At 44.9% G+C, this 18,289-nt stretch carries 12 protein-coding genes; 5 read left to right on the top strand and 7 right to left on the bottom strand.

The features are described from left to right. Positions 1 to 4 precede the first annotated feature (4 nt). The 4 genes from JFC07_RS08435 to JFC07_RS08420 form a co-directional block, all read right to left on the bottom strand. Positions 5 to 1,660: a xanthine dehydrogenase small subunit gene (locus tag JFC07_RS08435; RefSeq protein ID WP_198328851.1), complete on the bottom strand. Its 1,656-nt coding sequence runs from the start codon at positions 1,658 to 1,660 to the stop codon at positions 5 to 7. A gap of 705 nt (positions 1,661 to 2,365) precedes the next feature. Next, positions 2,366 to 3,058 carry a 1-pyrroline-5-carboxylate dehydrogenase gene (locus tag JFC07_RS08430; RefSeq protein ID WP_198328850.1) on the bottom strand — a complete coding sequence of 231 codons (693 nt, stop codon included), beginning with the start codon at positions 3,056 to 3,058 and terminating at the stop codon, positions 2,366 to 2,368. 11 nt (positions 3,059 to 3,069) lie between these two features. Then, positions 3,070 to 6,303, bottom strand: coding sequence for a bifunctional proline dehydrogenase/L-glutamate gamma-semialdehyde dehydrogenase PutA (gene putA / locus JFC07_RS08425; protein WP_198328849.1), 3,234 nt, complete (start codon positions 6,301 to 6,303; stop codon positions 3,070 to 3,072). An 885-nt stretch (positions 6,304 to 7,188) separates the two neighbouring features. Beyond that, the gene (locus JFC07_RS08420; protein ID WP_191690933.1) at positions 7,189 to 8,484 is read right to left on the bottom strand and encodes an NCS2 family permease; all 1,296 of its coding nucleotides are present in this window, start codon (positions 8,482 to 8,484) and stop codon (positions 7,189 to 7,191) included. Between the two features lie 519 nt (positions 8,485 to 9,003). On the opposite strand from JFC07_RS08420, the gene tolQ reads away from it, so the two are divergent. From tolQ to JFC07_RS08400, 4 genes are all read left to right on the top strand, one after another. Continuing rightward, the gene (gene tolQ / locus JFC07_RS08415; protein ID WP_198328848.1) at positions 9,004 to 9,753 is read left to right on the top strand and encodes a protein TolQ; all 750 of its coding nucleotides are present in this window, start codon (positions 9,004 to 9,006) and stop codon (positions 9,751 to 9,753) included. Further along, positions 9,750 to 10,208, top strand: a complete 459-nt coding sequence (tolR, locus tag JFC07_RS08410; protein ID WP_198328847.1) for a protein TolR — start codon at positions 9,750 to 9,752, stop codon at positions 10,206 to 10,208. Before tolQ ends, tolR begins: the two co-directional genes overlap by 4 nt. Before the next feature lie 94 nt (positions 10,209 to 10,302). Continuing rightward, positions 10,303 to 11,319, top strand: coding sequence for a cell envelope integrity protein TolA (locus JFC07_RS08405; protein WP_198328846.1), 1,017 nt, complete (start codon positions 10,303 to 10,305; stop codon positions 11,317 to 11,319). Positions 11,320 to 11,452: 133 nt separating this feature from the next. Then, positions 11,453 to 12,745 carry a beta-propeller domain-containing protein gene (locus JFC07_RS08400; RefSeq protein WP_102076756.1) on the top strand — a complete coding sequence of 431 codons (1,293 nt, stop codon included), beginning with the start codon at positions 11,453 to 11,455 and terminating at the stop codon, positions 12,743 to 12,745. Positions 12,746 to 12,933: 188 nt separating this feature from the next. Here the strand turns inward: JFC07_RS08400 and JFC07_RS08395 are convergent, their stop codons facing one another. The 3 genes from JFC07_RS08395 to JFC07_RS08385 all read right to left on the bottom strand — a co-directional run bounded on the left by JFC07_RS08395 (position 12,934) and on the right by JFC07_RS08385 (position 16,908). Further along, the gene (locus JFC07_RS08395) at positions 12,934 to 13,566 is read right to left on the bottom strand and encodes a c-type cytochrome (protein WP_102076762.1); all 633 of its coding nucleotides are present in this window, start codon (positions 13,564 to 13,566) and stop codon (positions 12,934 to 12,936) included. Positions 13,567 to 13,642: 76 nt separating this feature from the next. Then, positions 13,643 to 15,244 carry a flavin monoamine oxidase family protein gene (locus JFC07_RS08390; RefSeq protein WP_102076755.1) on the bottom strand — a complete coding sequence of 534 codons (1,602 nt, stop codon included), beginning with the start codon at positions 15,242 to 15,244 and terminating at the stop codon, positions 13,643 to 13,645. A 209-nt stretch (positions 15,245 to 15,453) separates the two neighbouring features. Beyond that, a complete protein-coding gene (locus JFC07_RS08385; protein WP_198328845.1) occupies positions 15,454 to 16,908 on the bottom strand; it encodes a cytochrome c in 1,455 nt (484 codons plus the stop codon). Positions 16,909 to 17,848: 940 nt separating this feature from the next. Between JFC07_RS08385 and JFC07_RS08380 the strand changes: the two genes are divergently transcribed. Next, the coding region (locus tag JFC07_RS08380; protein ID WP_198328844.1) for a helix-turn-helix domain-containing protein at positions 17,849 to 18,289 on the top strand (441 nt) is incomplete at its 3' end.

The following is an 18,289-nucleotide window of genomic DNA, read 5'->3' as shown; positions in this document are numbered from 1 at the left end:
AACGTTAAGCGCTCGCAGGTTGTATATCCGCGACCAATTGCTTACCGCATTTAATCATTAAGCGCTGCACGACATGCATACGATACTCACGACTGGCTCTAACGTCCGTCATGGGCGAGACATCTAACGCCAGATTTTGCGCCGCTGCTTCAAAACTGGCAACCTCAACAGATTGCCCAACCAGCATTTCCTGACAATTTGTCGCCAATAAAGGAATCGCCGCCATACCGCCAAGACCGAATTTTGCATCTTTAATCGTCAACCCATCTGCTACCAAATCGATTCTTGCTGCCAATAAACAAGCAGAAATATCGTCTTCATAACGCTTACTTACCTTATGAACATATAAATACTGATGGTCTTGCAACAGCGGAATATGCAGGGCGACGATATAACTACCAGCGCGCAGTTTGGTCTTTTTATAATCCAAGAAAAATGCCTGCAAAGGTATAATCTCATCAATATAACCATTTTTATTAGCATCGCTACCATCAATAGCTGCGCAATGACGCAAGTGAATTTGCGCATCTAGTGCCAATAAAACCGGGGGCAAATCGCCAATCGGTGAAGCATTAGCGACGTTACCGCCAATGGTGCCCATATTGCGAATTTGCGGCGAGGCAATGCGTTCAAATAAATGAGCAAAACTTGGAAAATACTCTTCAAGGACAGGTAGCAGTTGCTGATAACTCATGCCCGCGCCCAATATTAAAGATGGTACTGCCGATTTCATTTCGCTATTAACCTTGTCGCTGTTAACTTTATCGGCATTAACTCTAGATTTCTCATCAGTATGTTGATGTAAGTCTTGTAGCGACCAAGTTTTTAGCGCCTCAACCGCTGACAGTTGCACAATCACTTCATGATCGACCAGGTGCTGGGTCACGCTTAACCCCAAATCAGTACCACCTGCCCAAATGGTTGCGTTTGGATACGCGGCTAACACCTGATTGAGCTCGTCAATGGACTGCGGAATAAAAAGTTTGCGTGATGCTTGAGTGAGTGCAGGCTCAATAGTATTGCTAGCAGCATGTTTACGGTTTGCCATTGCATCGGTTGCCAGTTTTATCGTTAAATCTTTAGCAATGATTTGCCCAGCATCGCGCTGCTTGCCAATCTTACCCATCGCTAAACCCGCATCGATAATAGGACGATAACCGGTACAGCGGCACAGATTTCCGGATATAGCAGCGACAATATCATTGTAACTAAGATCGTCCGATGCCAGTCCTGCTGCCACTTGCAAACGTTGGTTTTCATAAGTACTCGCCAGCGTCATGACAAATCCAGGCGTACAAAAACCGCACTGCGAGCCATGGCAATCGACCATGGCTTGCTGAGCTGGGTGCAATAAGGCGCGATCTGGGTGATTGGCGGCATTATCGGCGATATAAGCGGCAGTCATCAGATGATGATCATCCATCAATGACAGTAGCGTGATACAAGCATTAAGGGTATAAAAAGGTGCTTGCATAGATTGGTCTGCGTCATGAGCAGGCAAGCGCTGTGCCATGATGGTACACGCGCCGCAGTCGCCACTCGCGCAGCCTTCCTTGGTATCGGTTTGCTTTTCATGCAGGCGTAGATACTCAAGAACGGTGGTGTTCGGGTTTAGATCAGTGACTTGTTTGTACTGACCGTTCAAATAAAAACGAATCATAGCAACGCTCGGCTGTCAGAATAAAAGGCAGATAAAAACTATAGTTTTATCTGAAATCGAATATAAAATGTTAACAATCAATATCTGCAAAGGTTAGGCGTGATTACGACACCGCCCTAAGGTAGTATTCAATTATCATGTTAATAAAGTTTATACGATGACGATCATCATACCTACATCAATACTGATAGTTATACGGGTATTGAATAAGCTGACTGCCTATCTGACTACTGACTTGCTCAGGCTTAATCGGTTTGCGGTTTGAACTTTTTAATTCACCAATCATCTATGCGTCAATTAAAAAGCGGTCATAAAGGTCGGGTATAGGTAAAGGTAAAGCTAACTACCCTATCGAAAAAACGGAGAATATAAGCATGGGTCACACTCCTTTTTAGCTTAAAGTACCTCAACATTCCGTGTTGAAGCTGTCTATTAGCATTCAATGAATAAATGCTGACTAAACGGTTAACTTATACTAGCACTAACTTTATTTAACTTACAACTCAAAAAAGCACATTATTTTGTTTAATAATTCAAAAACTTTTTAATACTATATATTTTTAGCTAACCTTTTTGATTAATTTTATCCTTAATTTTTCATAAAACAATAAAAAAACGGTCAGTAATCATTTCCCAAATTGCTTGGAAAATGGCTACTGACCGCCGCTTATACAATCCTAGTTTTTTTATTTAGCTTTACAGCACTTACTCGGTGCCAAGCTCGAGCAAGCTGGCATTACCGCCAATCGCTGTGGTATTAATGGTCCTCACCCGCTCAGTGACAAAGCGGTACAGATAATCGGGCGTTAGCATCTCTGACATCCCCTCCATATCAGTGACCGCAATGACCTGCGTCAAGATACCATCGGTCTTAGCAAGCTCTTGGCTGATGGCTTGCACTTCGCTTTGGTTGCCTGCGACCGCAACTTGCGCTAATCGATCGATATATAGCAGTGTAATGGTTTGCGAATCATTGGCAACGCTTAAGACATCATCGCTGATGCCAGTGTCATGCAATATTTTTGCCGCTTCAACACACATCTCGCTCTGACTTGGGCAATGCAATATCACCTCGTTGCCAGTCAGTAAAGCTGCAACCAATTGCCCAAGTACCGCCATCGCGCGAGCAGATTCGCCGCCGATAACCATGGTTTTGCCGCGAGCAGTCACGTACAAATCATTGGACTCACCTGTTGCGCCCGTCATACGCTGCACGTCATCGAGCATCGGCGCGGCATTTAATAGATGGGTAAATAAACGCTGGGCTTTATTGGCGTCACCAGTAAGTAAGGCCAATTTAGCAACAGCTGCTTGTAGATAAGTTGCTCGCTCTACCGCGCTTAATAACCGCCAAGCTTCACAAACTTGGGCATGATTCTTTTTAAATTCATTCGCCATCTTGCTACTCCTTATGCGATTTGGGTTTGGGTTTCAGTGCTATTATTTTCTACCGCCGTGTTCGACTCAGTACACAGCTGCATCAGACGCGCAACGTAATGCGGCCCGCCAGCTTTTGGACCCGTACCAGACAGACCACAACCACCAAACGGCTGCACGTTAACGACGGCACCGATTTGGTTGCGGTTAATGTAAGTGTTGCCGACAAAGGCACGGCGCTCGATATGCTCGGCGATATTTTCAATACGGCTGTGGATACCCAAGGTCAAACCAAAACCTGTGCTATTAATCGCATCAATAAGCTTATTCAAGTCGCGCGCTTGATAACGTAGCACATGCAATATCGGACCAAAGTGCTCACCGCCAATCACATCGATACTTTTCACCTCAATCGCGGTTGGCAAAACAAAGGTAGAGCGCTCTTCGCTAACCACTGAGCTTGCGCTCATCGGCGTCTGCGCCAAGATCGTCGCCGTTGGTTCAGCCGCCATACGTTCGATATGCGCGTCCAGACTTTGCTTGGCATCAGCATCAATTACTGGACCGACGTCGGTTGCGGCATACAATGGATTGCCGACGACCAATTCTGCCATCGTTCCTTGTAACAGCTCGATTAAATTGTCCGCTACTTCTTCTTGCACACATAAAATACGACACGCAGAACAGCGTTGACCTGCCGAACCAAAGGCAGATAATACCGCATCTTTAACCACTTGCTCGGGCAATGCGGTTGAATCGACAACCATGGCATTCTGACCGCCGGTTTCGGCTATCAATACTGGCAACTCACCACTGATTTGCTGATGCAGGCTCTGATTGATATGCTGCGCCGTTTGGGTTGAACCGGTGAAAATAACGCCTGCAATATTATCGGCAGCGGTCAACGTGCCGCCAACTTCGCCAGCGCCAACAACAAACTGCAAAGCGTCTACCGGCACGCCAGCTTGATACATCAGCTGCACAGCAAAATGCGCGATTAAGCTGGTTTGCTCGGCAGGCTTGGCGACTACAGTATTACCTGCGGCAAGCGCCGCCATGATTTGACCAGTATAAATTGCCAAAGGAAAATTCCACGGGCTGATACAAACAAAGGTGCCCCGCGGCTTATACACTTGACGTGATTGCTTGCCTGCTAAGTCGGTAAACTCATAAACCTTGGCGTCGAGACGTTCTGCTTCATCGGCATAAAAACGGCAAAAATCAACCGCTTCTTTGATTTCATCAATGCCGTCTTGCATGGTTTTACCCGCTTCGATTTGGCAAAGCGCCATCAATTCGGCATAATTTTCTTCATACAAGTCCGCCACTTTACGCAAAATAGCCGCGCGCTTGGCAGCAGGTACGGCTCGCCATACGCTTTGACCTGCAATGGCAGCATCAATGGCTTGCTGCGCAATATCAGCATTGGCGTAGGCGACTTCACCGGCGATGACTTCATGGTTCCAAGGCGCGCGTACGGTTTGCGACTCAAGTTTTTCAGAATTGCCATCGACTTTATGTGCATCAACTGCGTTGCCGTTAATGATAGAAGTTGCCGACCAGGTTTTATGCAAATGGCTATCAATAGCGGCTTTAAATAGTAGCCACTGCGACTCTACAAAGATATTAGGGCCAAAGCTGGCTCGGCGCGCGCCATAGATATCTAATGGCAACGGAATATCAGGATTATGCAAAGTAGCATTGCTCAATAACTTATCGTACGGGTGTACCGTTAGCTTATCAATCGGATAAGACTTATCTAATAACTGATGCACAAACGAGCTATTGGCACCGTTTTCTAGTAAACGGCGTACCAAGTACGGTAGCAAGTCTTTATGAGCGCCAACGGGTGCATAGATACGAACAGGGATTTTATAAGCTTGCAGAATATGGTCATAAAGTGCATCGCCCATGCCATGAAGACGCTGGAACTCAAACTCTCGGTGCGCGCTCATGGTCATCACTGAAGCAAGCGTGTGCGCATTATGGGTAGCAAACTGGGGCCAAATCAAACCGCGCAAATGCTCTGATAATAAGAAGCGCGCACAGGCAAGATAAGCGGTGTCCGTGCCTTCTTTACGGGTCCAGACCGGATAGCCGGACAGTCCCTTTTGCTGCGCCAGTTTGATTTCAGTATCCCAGTATGCGCCTTTTACCAAACGCACCGGAATACGGTCACCGACTTCAGTTGCCAAACGCGCAAGCCACGTAAGAACGGCAATCGCACGTTTAGAGTAACCTTGTACCACCAACCCTAAGCCATCCCAACCGGCGGTTAAATTATCACGGTAAAGAGATTCAAACAGCTTTAAAGAAATCTCAAGCCGGTCTGCTTCTTCGGCATCGATACTGATATCGACATTGACCTCACGAGCCGCTTCAATCAATAACAAGCAACGCTGACGCAGTAGCCCCATCACTTGCGCTTCTTGCGTCGCTTCATAACGCGGGTGCAATGCTGATAGCTTAATAGACACTGACGGCTTTGGCATACCTTCTTTTACCTTGATGCTGGCCGTCGCTTTAATCGCATGCAGGTAATCGTTAAAGTATTTTTCCGCATCTTTATGGGTAATCGCCGCCTCACCTAACATATCAAACGAATAGGTATAGCCTTTATTACGATAAGGCTGGCTGTTTTTGTTGGCGCCCTCAATGGTTTCGCCAAGCACAAACTGATGCCCCATAATGCGCATGGCTTTTTGCATGGCACTACGAATGACCGGCTCGCCCATTTTTTTGGTCATACGGTCCAAAAACCCAGCAGCGGTAGTATCACGATCAATACTGACAACGCGGCCAGTCATCATCATGCCCCACGTCGAGGCATTGACCATAAAACCATTGTCATTTTTGATGTGTTTTTTCCAGTCAGCGACGCTCATTTTATCGTGGATAAGCGCATCAGCGGTGTAATTGTCTGGCACCCGAATCAAGGCTTCTGCCAAACTCATGAGCAAGATACCTTCTTGGGTATCAAGGCTATATTCAAGCAATAATGAATCAACCATTTTTACGGCTTTGCCATCATTACGTACATGTTCGACCAATTGACGAGTTTGCGTAGCAGCCCCTTCACGCTCGGCATCCGTTGGCTTAGCGAGCGGCAACAAGTCCGTCAACCAGTGCTCCTCGTCCACACTATATAAAGGTGAAATACGGGAGAACAGCTCGTTCGACGATTGACTGAGATAAGCTGGCTTTAATATATCGAGCGGATTAAATAAAATCGGCTCTTGCGGGGTAAATTGGTCTACTGGGTTCATAACAACTCCATAACTATCGTTTAAAAACCATAATAAATGGTGCGGTGGGAGCTTTGATTGCTAAAGATATAGCGGCAACTATTGTTAAACATTCTTAAAATTTCATCCCTACTATTCTTGATAACAAACATCTTTGATATCGAATAGGGGATAAATAATAACTATAGAAATAAGCCAATTAGCAATATACAAAAGACCAAACAGCGCCATTATAAAACGAGAAAATCCAGCATAGGCTGGAAACGGTCAAGTAGGTCGTTTTAGTGTTAAACGGGCTACGTTAACAATATAAAGGCAACAACAAACAGCTAAGCGGCATTAGTGCCTTCTTCTTGTTAGTAGTGAAAGGAGGTGATGCTCAGAGGCAAGCACGTTTTATAGAAGCCTAAGTTTATACAATCTTACGTTCTAATAAACACTTATCTGTCATCTTATAGAATACTAATTCACTGTAAGAAAAACCTCTACGGCGTTGATTGAGGTGATGCGCTTAACCTCGACATGGTAGCATGAAAAAAAATTTCCAACTAACGAATTTACCTATTTTAACCAAACAAAATACTGTTTAAAAACAAATGGTTATTAACCACTTATTAGAAATGACGCTTTAGTTATAAATTTATATTTACTATGGCTAATTAATCGTTTTTGAATCAATGACTTGTCTTTATTTATCTCATCCATTTAACTTAAACCCATACAGAGTATGAGCGAATTAATAACGTAATCATTTTATTTCGTGCCGAAGATAGCCGTTTATAGTATTTTTCTTTACGCATAAAAAACCCTTCTCATTTAAAATAAGAAGGGTTTTTTATGCGTAAAGCTGAGCATTTATCAAATGACTAAAAATGACTGAAAATGATTGTAATTTAAATTGCAATCTTAGATAAACACAATCTTCGCAAGTAACACGGCCGTTAATATCCAAACGGGAATGCTCACGTCAGAGAACTTACCGGCGACGACTTTAATAGCAGCAAAGGTAATAAATCCAAGCGCGATACCATCAGCGATTGAGTAGGTTAATGGTGTAAACAACAACACAACGACAACGGGCGCCGCCTCTGTTAGATCTAACCAATCAACATCTTTTAGAGTACCCATCATCAGTACAGCGACATAAAAAATAGCGCCTGCTGTTGCATAGCCTGGAATCATACCAGCAAGTGGAGCAAAAAACATACTTAATAAGAATAGCACCCCGACCGTCACAGCGACTAATCCAGTACGTCCTCCGGCTGCAATACCTGACACACTCTCAACAAAGCTGGTGGTCGATGAGGTACCTAGTAGCGTACCCGCAACCGTGGCGCTCGAATCTGCCAGTAGCGCTTTGCCCATATTAGGTATTTTGCCATCCTTACCAATTAAGCCTGCTTGACTGGTCGTTGCAATCAAGGTACCGGCGGTATCGAATAAATCGACGAATAAAAAGGCAAAAATAACACTAATCATCGCTACGTCAAATGCGCCAGCAATATCAAGCTGCATCAGCGTTGGCGCTATCGGTGGCGGTGCCGATATAATGCCAGTGAATTGTGTGTTACCAGTAATTAAGCTGATAAGCGCTACCAATAAAATCCCTATCGTTACCGCGCCGGGTATTTTTTTATGCGACAAGCCAACGATAACAATAAAGCCCAATGCCGCCATCGCAGGTGAGAACGCGGTCATATCGCCCAGTCCCACTAACGTCGCATCATTATTGACGATGACGCCTGCGGTTTGTAAGGAGATAAAGGCCAAAAATGCACCGATACCAGCAACTACGCCTTGTTTAATACTGTCCGGAATAGAGTTGATAATCAATTCACGAATTTTAAAAAGGCTTAATAATATAAATATACAACCGGACAAAAATACGGCGCCAAGTGCCGTTTGCCACGCGTAGCCCATTCCTAAAACCACGCCGTACGTAAAAAAGGCGTTGAGTCCCATACCGGGGGCTAGCGCGACTGGCAGGCGAGCATAAATCCCCATAATAAAACACCCAACTGCGGCGGCAAGACAGGTAGCGACAAACACCGCACCTTTATCCATACCAGCGTCAGCAAGGACGTTAGGGTTAACAAAAATAATGTAAGCCATCGTCAAAAACGTGGTTACACCGGCTAAAATCTCGGTTTTGATCGTGGTGTTTTGACCATTGATACCAAAATAGCGTTCGATTGCGTTCATAAGAGTCGCTTCCAAATTGCAGTAAGTAAATTATCATTATTTAACTGTATTGATAAGTGTCGCTTCCAAATTGCGACGCTCGATACTGCGTTTAAAACAAACATATAAAATACACCCAAATTGCGACGATAAATGACGCTTCCAGATTGCGACTGTAAATGACGCTGATACACTAAGGTTAGAGACGATGTTTTTAATCCGTTAGCCACACATAATTTGGTAAATACGAACCATCATGAAAAATGACAGCAACAAACCATAACATTCTAGTGAAATTCGCTCAAAATTTCAATGAATGGCGCATCTTCTTAGTATAAGAGTGCAAATTAGTTGACCATATGGACAATATTATAAAATACTCGTGCTGTCATTATTTTTTTCATATATTTATTGAGAGCGATTTATGCACTGCTATTAACATATTATTAATGATATTTGCGTGATTTAGCAGTACACTAACGGGTTGATATAAAATCCCTTATTAGATTAACTATTATTCATTATCCATGAGCCGCTTACATGCCTGAATCCTTAAATATTATCGACCTAATCACCCAAGCCAGTTTATTGGTACAGATTGTGATGGCATTGTTATTATTGGCGTCATTGCTCAGCTGGGTGATTATTTTTCGTATGAGTGCGCGTCTTGGTACCGCCAGAAATTTTGACCAGCAGTTTGAAACCTGGTTTTGGTCAGGGGAAGATTTGGCAAAGCTGTATCAAGGCGTCCAAGGCTCACCTGAGCGCCAAGGGCTTGAGCAAATTTTTTATGTTGGGTTCTCTGAATACCTAAGAATGCATAAAAAACGTCAGCCTAAAGATGACATTATCGACGGCGTTGAGCGTAAGCTGCGGGTTGGATTGGGTCGTCAGCAGCAATTATTAGAGTCGGGGCTAACGACGCTGGCAAGTATTGGTTCGGTGGCGCCTTATGTCGGTTTATTCGGTACCGTTTGGGGTATTATGAATGCCTTTTTGGGGCTATCGCAAAGCGAGCAAGCGACCTTAGCGACTGTCGCACCGGGTATTGCCGAAGCCTTGATTGCTACGGCTATGGGTTTATTCGCCGCGATCCCTGCGGTATTGGCGTATAACCATTTTACCGCCAAAGCGAGCCGCTTATACGACTCTCGCGCCTTGTTTTGTGACGAGATGACAGGCATGCTACAACGCGAGACCAGTATTGAGATTCCGCAAGCAGGTACGCAAGTAAGCCAAACCAATCAAAGCATTCAAAATAGCCAAAGTACTCAGGTAACTGGTCTATGAAACAAAGCCCTTATCGCCGTGAGAAAAAAGCGCTAAATGCGGAGATGAACGTCGTTCCTTATATCGACGTTATGCTCGTGCTGCTGGTGATATTTATGGTCACCGCGCCAATGCTGATAACGGGCGTCGATGTTGATTTGCCAAAAGAGCAAACCAATACCATCAGTCAAAGTCAGCTGCCTGTGATTGTTTCCTTGACCGATAGCGGCGAGATTTTTATCAGTTATGAGAACAATATCGACCTGCCGATTAGTGAGCCGGAACTGATTGATACCTTAACCAACTTGCAAAATCAAAATACGGACGTCGGCGCTCAGCCTTTACAAGTGATGATTAACGCTGATAAAAACAATCAGTACGGCGCTATCATGACACTGATGGCAACCTTGCAACAAGCAGGCATCCAAAAGGTAGGACTATTGACGGGTGCACCGTTACCCGCGCCTTCTTTATAATCTATCTACCCTGCTCTTAGATTAACCTTGATTGGCTCAAGTGGTTATAATAAAGTCGTTCATTTGATAAATATCGTATTTGAGTATCCCAACTATGCGTAATGCGCCCACCGTTTATGTACCGACCGAACCTGAAGGTAACGGGCTGACTTTACCGACACTTTTAAGCTTGTTGGCACACGGTCTTGTGATTGGCATACTAGCTTATACGTATCAAAACATGGAAGTCGAGACCGCAGGTAGCATCGAAACCGTGATGATATCTCCTGAGCAATTGGCTGAGATGCAAGGAGAGATACTGGCCAATCGTGCCGCAGCGGCGAGCGCGATGCCAGCCGATAGTGGTGCAAGTGGCTCATCAACCAGCATGCCAGAGACCAGCTTTGATGACAGCGTCAGCTACGACAATCCAAGCGAGCCGACTTCGCAGCGCGTGCCTGTTTTTACTCGTTCTGACGAGGCGGTGAACCCTCGCCCAATGCTGATGAGCGAAGAGCAACACCAGCGCCTACTTGAGCAAAATCAAGAATATGAGCGCAATATGGCTGAGTGGGCAGCGCAGTTGGATGAATCTGTACTAGATGAGCATGATCAGGTTGAACAAGAAAGAAGAGCGCAGCTGATAGAAGAGCAAAAAAGGCTGCGAGATTTTCGTAATAAACAAAATAACCCTCCTAAGATTAAACGTCCTACCGCCAATGATAGAAATATAGAAATCAATACGGGCGGCTCAGGTAGCGCAGGACAGACCCTTAGTTTAGGAGATGATGGTCAATCAACACTATCTGGTGACACCACCACTTCCAGTACTGCAAAGGGTAGCAGTCGCTCGGCATCAAGCGGTAGTCGCGGCGCCAGTAATAGTGAAATCATCAATTTAATCAAACGCAACTATAATCCGCCGACAGCGGCAAAAGGCTCAACGCAGCGTGCCACCTTGACCATCACAGTCAATTCCAGTGGCGCTGTCGTGAATGTCTCAGCGTCAGGCCCTGATAGCGCGGTCAATGAAGCCGCCAAACAAGCGGTGCTCAATACCGGCAGCTTACCGATTGATGCTGATGACCCCAAATACCCCACTTTTACCATACAGTTTAAGGGCCGCAATTAAGCAGTTGCCCACACACGATATTATTGCTAACGTTACTTTAAGCAACTTGCACCCGCGGCGATATTATTTTAACGTTATCATTGATTTAGCATTTATAAAAACAATTATCCCCATCTAGGAGTTTGACTTGGTTATGCGCATTCATAAAAAACTATGCCTTTCTTTACTTGCCACTACCTCAAGCTTATTGCTTGCTCCTAGCGTCTTGGCGGCGCCTGTCGTTTTAGAATTGGATTATGAGATTCCGGTACAACAAAGCCAAGTGGCTTTTGTCTCCTTTGCTGGCGATTCTACCTTATCACCGATTATCTTAAATGATTTGAGCAAAACTGAGCTAAAAGTAACCAGTCAAAACCTACCGCAGCAGCCGCATAGCAGTAGCGAGTTAGCCGGTACCCTACCCGTTTGGCAAAGCATGGGCATCCCTTATCTTGTCATCGGTAGCACGCGCAGCAATCGCGGTAAAGTGGTCACCGATTATGAAGTCATTGAGGTTAAAACCGGACGCGTGATCGAAGGCAAGCAAACGTTAACCGCTGATAATAATAAGGAAAGTATGCGTTACGCCGCCCACGTGATTGCGGACAAAGTATATGAGCTGATCACCGGCATTCCCGGCGACTTCTCAGGGCGTATTGCTTATATCGAAGAAATCGGCACCGGCAAAGAGAAAATCTCGCGCTTAAAGGTCATGGATGCGGACGGCGAAAACGCCAAAACCATCACAGAAGTGGCAGGCTCTATCTTCTCGCCGACTTGGTCCCCTGATGGCAATCGCATTGCTTATTCAGTCCAGCGCGATAAGTCTCACCCTGTTATCTATATTCAAAGCGTAAGCGGCGGCGGGGCTACGCCATTGACGCCATTCCCAGGTAGCAACCTTAGTCCGTCATTTTCGCCCGATGGTAGCAAGATATTGTTTTCTAGTAGCTTTGAGGGTAGCGCCGATATTTATGAGATGAGCGCTAGTGGCGGTCAACCACGACGTCTGACCAATTGGCCAAGCAGTGAAGTACAACCAAGTTATGCCCCTGATGGCAAATCTTTTGTCTTTGTTAGTGACCGTGCAGGGTTTAACAAACCACGCATTTATCGTTATGAGTTTGGTTCAGGCCGTACCACGCAAGTATCGAATAGTGGCTATGCAACCAGCCCGCAGTTTAGTAGCGATGGCTCGCAAATCGCCTTTTTAAGTGGTCGTTCAGCTGCCATCATGAACAGTAGCGGCGCCATCACTGCGAACTTAGGCGCGACAGGTATCGATGAAGCACCAAGTTTTTCACCGAACGGTAAGCGCGTGGTTTTTGCTTCAAAGCAGGGCGGTAAAGGCGTACTGACTATTAAGTCCTTAAACGGCGGCGAAGCGTTCGGTAAATCTGGTCAAGGTACTATCCGCTCCCCAGTTTGGTCATCTAGCCCTAGATAACTTAGATAATTTAGCCATCTTTATTGCGTAAAATAGGGTTATGCTATACTAAATGATCACAAATAAAAAAGCGCTCGATAAACATATCGGGCGCTTTTTTATTTTACCAAGAATGATAACTTGATTCTTATATCAGCCATCCACTTTTAAAAGTTATGAGCTAACATCCTAAGTGACATAACTCATCCCTATTCATCACTTGGATCACTAGCCGGCGGCACCGCGTGTCTCAATTGTTCAACATCTGCGGCGGTGACCGTATCCGTATAACCATTTAAATCAGTGACCACGTACTGCGTGACCGCGGCCATCTGTTCATCGTTCATCATGTGATGGAACGATGGCATACCGCGAAAGCCATTAATTAAGATATCAATGATGTAATACTTTGACTGCATTTTGCTGTTATTGGCAAGTGGTGGATAATAGCCGGCACCATAAGCACCCTCGCCTTTGTGCATATGACAAGCTGCGCAAGAGTCATGGTAGAGTTTTTTGCCATCTGTTGTCACAAAGGCATTTGTCCCTTCAAACTTGGTTTCCCATTCAGCAATACTTGGATCATTATCCATAGTAGGAAGCGAGCTGTGATCAACGACATTGACGGCTGGTGCAGTAAGCTCCTCACGACTCATGTAAACGCCGCCCCAGCTACCGGTATTACGGCTTGCTTGATAATCGTCCGTTACGATGGGGTCTTGCTCATGTAGAGTTGCCACCGTTTGTACATCGTCTGATTGTTGACTACAGCCTAAAAGTGCTGCACTACTCATCGCACCCAGCAACATCACAGTCAGCAGTTTAGGGGTCATTTCTCTCATGACTTTTTTCTTCACGATTGCCTTCTTTACGATTGCATTGTCCATGATAGCCTCTGAATTTTTATAGTTATTCATATTAACCCAGCATTTTTGCTTTTTTATGTAGGCGCTTGGCGGCATCCATGCCAGATAAAATAGCGCCTTCTTGCCATGCTGGAATGTGTGAGCAATGCTCGCCCGTCAGTACAATACGGTTATCGATACTGCATAAGGTGTCATAATGCTGACGGCGGGTAGACTCATTCCAAATACCATAACAACCCAGTGTCCAAGGAATGCGGTGCCAGACCACTGACGTACCAGCGCGGAACTCTTTTGGATACTGCGGGTGAATATATTTACCGTAGGCAAGTGCGACATTAATTCGCTCTTGCGGGGTTAACGTATTAAATTTATATGAGGTCGGTCCATAACCATAGGCCCCTAATAATACCCCAGTACCGTCTTTAAACATATTTTCTGAAGGATAAGCAATTTGGGCTATCGGCATATCGGTATAGGTCAAGCCGCCATAGATCCACTCGTCTTCTTCCCAAAAGCGGCGATTAAACTCTAAACCTACTTTATAAGAAGTCTCATAAGGTACCGCTGCCATCGCTTGTTTCATCGGCTTTGAAACATTAATATCAAGCTGGGTCAGTACAGTTAGTGGAATATTACAGACACACCAATCGGCACGGATGGTCTTAGTCGCGCCATCTGGACTGTTGCTGTCGACATAATTGACCGTAACGCCGCTTTCATCTTGATGAATCTTAGTCACTTTGGCATTAAACTCAATCATATCGCGGCATTCACGGGTGAAGGCATCACCGATTTTACCCATACCGCCAACCGGTTGAAACATCGTTGGCTGATGCGCATAGGTCATATGATTACCATAAATATCGGCCCACATGCCCGAATCTAATATTTCGCTGACCGGTAAAGGCTTTGATGGAGTTTCATCAGGCATCAAGCCACCACCTGGCAAGACACTATAACCACGATGCTTACTGGTCGCATTGCTGGCGCGGTAGCGGTAGTCTTTATCGAGCACGCCCCAACCTTTTAAGCCTTCAAGTAGCTTTTCTTTGTCTTCCTTATTCACAGAACGATCCAAACCGCCAACATTCACCGCTTTTGACAATAATTCTGCTACGTGTCCTTGGATGTCGTTTTTTACATCACCTAAGCGCTGCGGCACACCATTGAAATGAGTACTACGGTGCAGATAAGCACGGTCATTGGTTTGAATAAAGGGCTGCATCTCAACGCCAAACTGTTTGCAATAATGGAAAACGGCATAGTGATGACTTGGTAGACGCCACGGCCCACCATTAAAATAGTTGCCCTCTTCAAAATCACAAGTAACTTCTTCGCCGCCAAGCTCGGTATACCTATCGCCACTATTCAGCGTCCAACTACGACCGCCGCCACGATTTTGAAACTCCAGCACTTTGACGTCATAGCCAGCTTTACGCAGCTCATACGCCGCGGTCAGTCCGCCAAGACCGGCACCTAAAACGATGATGCTAGCACCGGGAGGCGCCCCTTTTAAGTCCATCGTTTCTTTAAAGCTTGATTCTGAGGCAAATCCTAACGTCGTCATCGCCTGATACATGGCGGTCGCGCCCGCTGTTTTACCAATCATCGAGAGCAGTTGGCGCCGCGTTGGTGATTGAAGCATGTCTTTCATAATAATATCCTTAAAGTAGACGTTCGTACATAACCGTAGGCACTTGTTCTATTTCTAGTAATAAACGCTTATATCATTTATAAGTCTTTGTAATTTGATCAGCTTGGCTTAACTCTGCGCTTATTTGCCAAGCTGTCATGCCCTACCGTTTTGCCGTTAATCCTTGTCTGGTAATAAATTCTAAACCCGTTGCAACTGATAAACTATGATTAACGGCGGCGTCTAGAACGTAAAATGGCGCGCACGATAAAGATAATAATCAATATCGCCACAATGATGCCGACAATCGCCAGTAAGCCTGCGTACTTAATTAAAAAAGGCTTTTCGACACCTGTAGACGCGATGCGCTCAATATCAGCGGCACTGACCTCACTGTTTGCATGACCGCCAAAGCTGGTACGGACGTAGTTAGTGATACCCGCAATCTGCTCACTGCTGAGCTCTTCTGAAAACCCTGGCATGATAGGCGAAGTATTGGTTGCACTCTCTACCCCATGCAAAATCATATTAACGAGAGCGTCAGGCTTTTCGCGGCGCAGACTGCTCAGTCCAACGATAGGCGCATAACGCGCGTCAGGTTGGCCATAACCATCAACCCCATGACAGCTACCACAAACGGCTAAATATAACGCTTCTGGTGAGTTACTACCGTTACTTACTTCTGACTTTGCTTGCGCCAAGTAGTCTTTTTGCGCCAGTAAGTCATGCGTGATTGATTCGTTCACAGGCGTTGGCAAGCGCGCCACATTGACGCTATTGACCTTGTCTTCTGTTTGGATAGCAGGGATGGCTTTTAGATAAGAGGCAATCGCGCTCAAATCTTCATTTTTAAGATAACGCGTACTGTGCGCGACCGCTTCACCCATCGGTCCACCTGCATAAGCGCGCTGGTCAAGTTCACCGGTGCGTAGATACGTGATAATATCCTGCTCGCTCCAACTGCCGATACCGCTCGACTCGTCAGGGGTGATGTTTGGCGAATGCCAATTACCAAGTGGTGCGCCTGATAAATACATTTTTTTATCAAAGCCCATGGTGCTGTTACGCGGCGTATGACAAGTGCCGCAATGCTCGAGATTGTTGACCAAATACTCGCCACGTTTTTGGGTCTCATTTAGACCGTCGCGCTTTTCAGTAGAGGGTATATTGAGCAAGTTCCAACCGATCATTAAGCTACGGAAATTAAAGGGAAAGGGTAGTTTGGTTTCTTGCTTAGGCGCTTCATCGACAGCCGGTACGGTTTGTAGATAAGCAAACAAGGCGCTGATATCCTCTTCTTTCATGCCGCTATAAGAAGGATAAGGCATGGCAGGATACAGCATATGGTCTGGCGCTCGGCCTTTTTGTAAAGCGTTCTTTAAATCTGCTTCGGTATAATTGCCGATACCGTAACGTTTAGAAGGGGTAATATTGGTTGAATAAATTTTCCCCATAGGGGTTTCAATCGCTGTGCCGCCCGTATAATTTTCGCCATGACAAGCCATACAGTCAGCGGCACGGGCAATATAGGCACCGCGGTTGACAAGCTCACTATTGGCGGGGCCTACATCAGGTAAGCTAGCATCGGGTAAATTGGCATTAGGAAGGTTAGCACCTTCAGCCATCGCGGCGCTGGAGGTAATACCAATGACAAGCATCGATAACATCACAGAAAGTGGCTTCATAATATCCTCATATAGCTGGCACCTAGGGTGTTGTAATTATTATTAGAACGATTGGTCAGGATAAGACATTTGATATTGAGTAAAATTATTGACAATGGCGTCAGTACTCAACGGATAATCCATTACATGATTTAGCAAATCGTCCAGTAAAATGCTTAATAAAGTGGCGTGATAAAACAACTTAATAGAGATAGTTTCTAAACAATGTCTGCTCACCCCACTAATGTAAAACTATTTCGCCACTATTACTTAAATAGTAACTCATTCACCGCACACTTTTACAAAAGTTAAAAAACCTCTTAAGAGATTTAATTTATATTTAATCACTATATATTTTCATATTATGAATTTGGGCAAGATAATTAATCCTTTAAAAAACAATTACTAAACCTAGAAAATTTATGAAATCCATTATTAAAGCGTGGAGATAAATCGCTATATATAGTAAAAAAGGACTTCTGTACTTGTTATTACAGGTTTTAAGCGTACATAATGGATACATAGCGACCGTTTGTCATCCACCTTACATTCCAAATAAGCGTTACCCTACTCGCAAAAACCCTTTTAACTGATGCAGCATTTTATTTATGATAAATGCTGTTTAATATCGCCAACCATTGCCATGTTGCCAATAACGCTCGAGATGTCCTTATGAAATCACTCTTCTTTATATTTACGTTGGCAGCGACAATTCCTGTAACAGGTTGCCAATCTTTTCAGTTCGTCGAAAGTCCGATACCTGTTAAAACTGTTTCTTCTAAAAGGGTGTCTTCTAAAACGCTTATTGTGGAAAATTTATCCAACGCGCGCCGACCCGCTAACGCTATTTCTATTCAAATCTCTTCTACTACAAATAATGGCCAATAAAAAAAGCAGCTATCGGTCTGATAGCTGCTTTTGTAACTTATACCAAACCCAAGATATATAGTATAATCCACTTATGACTATACCAATACATAACCTAGAAGACCATGACTTTGGCAAACACTCAAAGACTGAGCGCAATCCCAGAGCCCGACTACGCCTGCTCATCTTATACCAATATAGTATAGGCAAAGCCACTAACGATATTGCCAAAGACCTCTGCATACATCCTGAAACTGCCAGACGGACATTGAAGCGTTATTATGAACGAGGACTTGAGAGTCTCTACGATCGTCATCGTCGAGGTCGTCACAGCAAATTGGCAGAAGCAGACACAGCCGCTTTTAAAGCCATGATAGTCTCTGAACAAGAAAAGCGAGCTGGCGGTCGTCTAACAGGCAAAGACATTCAGCAATTGGCTAAAGAACACTACAACGCTCACTACACCGTTAACGGTATCTACGAGCTACTCAAGCGTATTGATATGAGTTGGATAAGTGCTCGTAGTCAGCATCCA

The organism is Psychrobacter faecalis, assembly GCF_016107575.1.
GTDB classification, from domain to species: Bacteria; Pseudomonadota; Gammaproteobacteria; order Pseudomonadales; family Moraxellaceae; genus Psychrobacter; species Psychrobacter faecalis.
The sequence above is the reverse complement of the archived record's forward strand: the minus strand, read 5'-3'. Positions and strand labels throughout refer to the sequence as shown.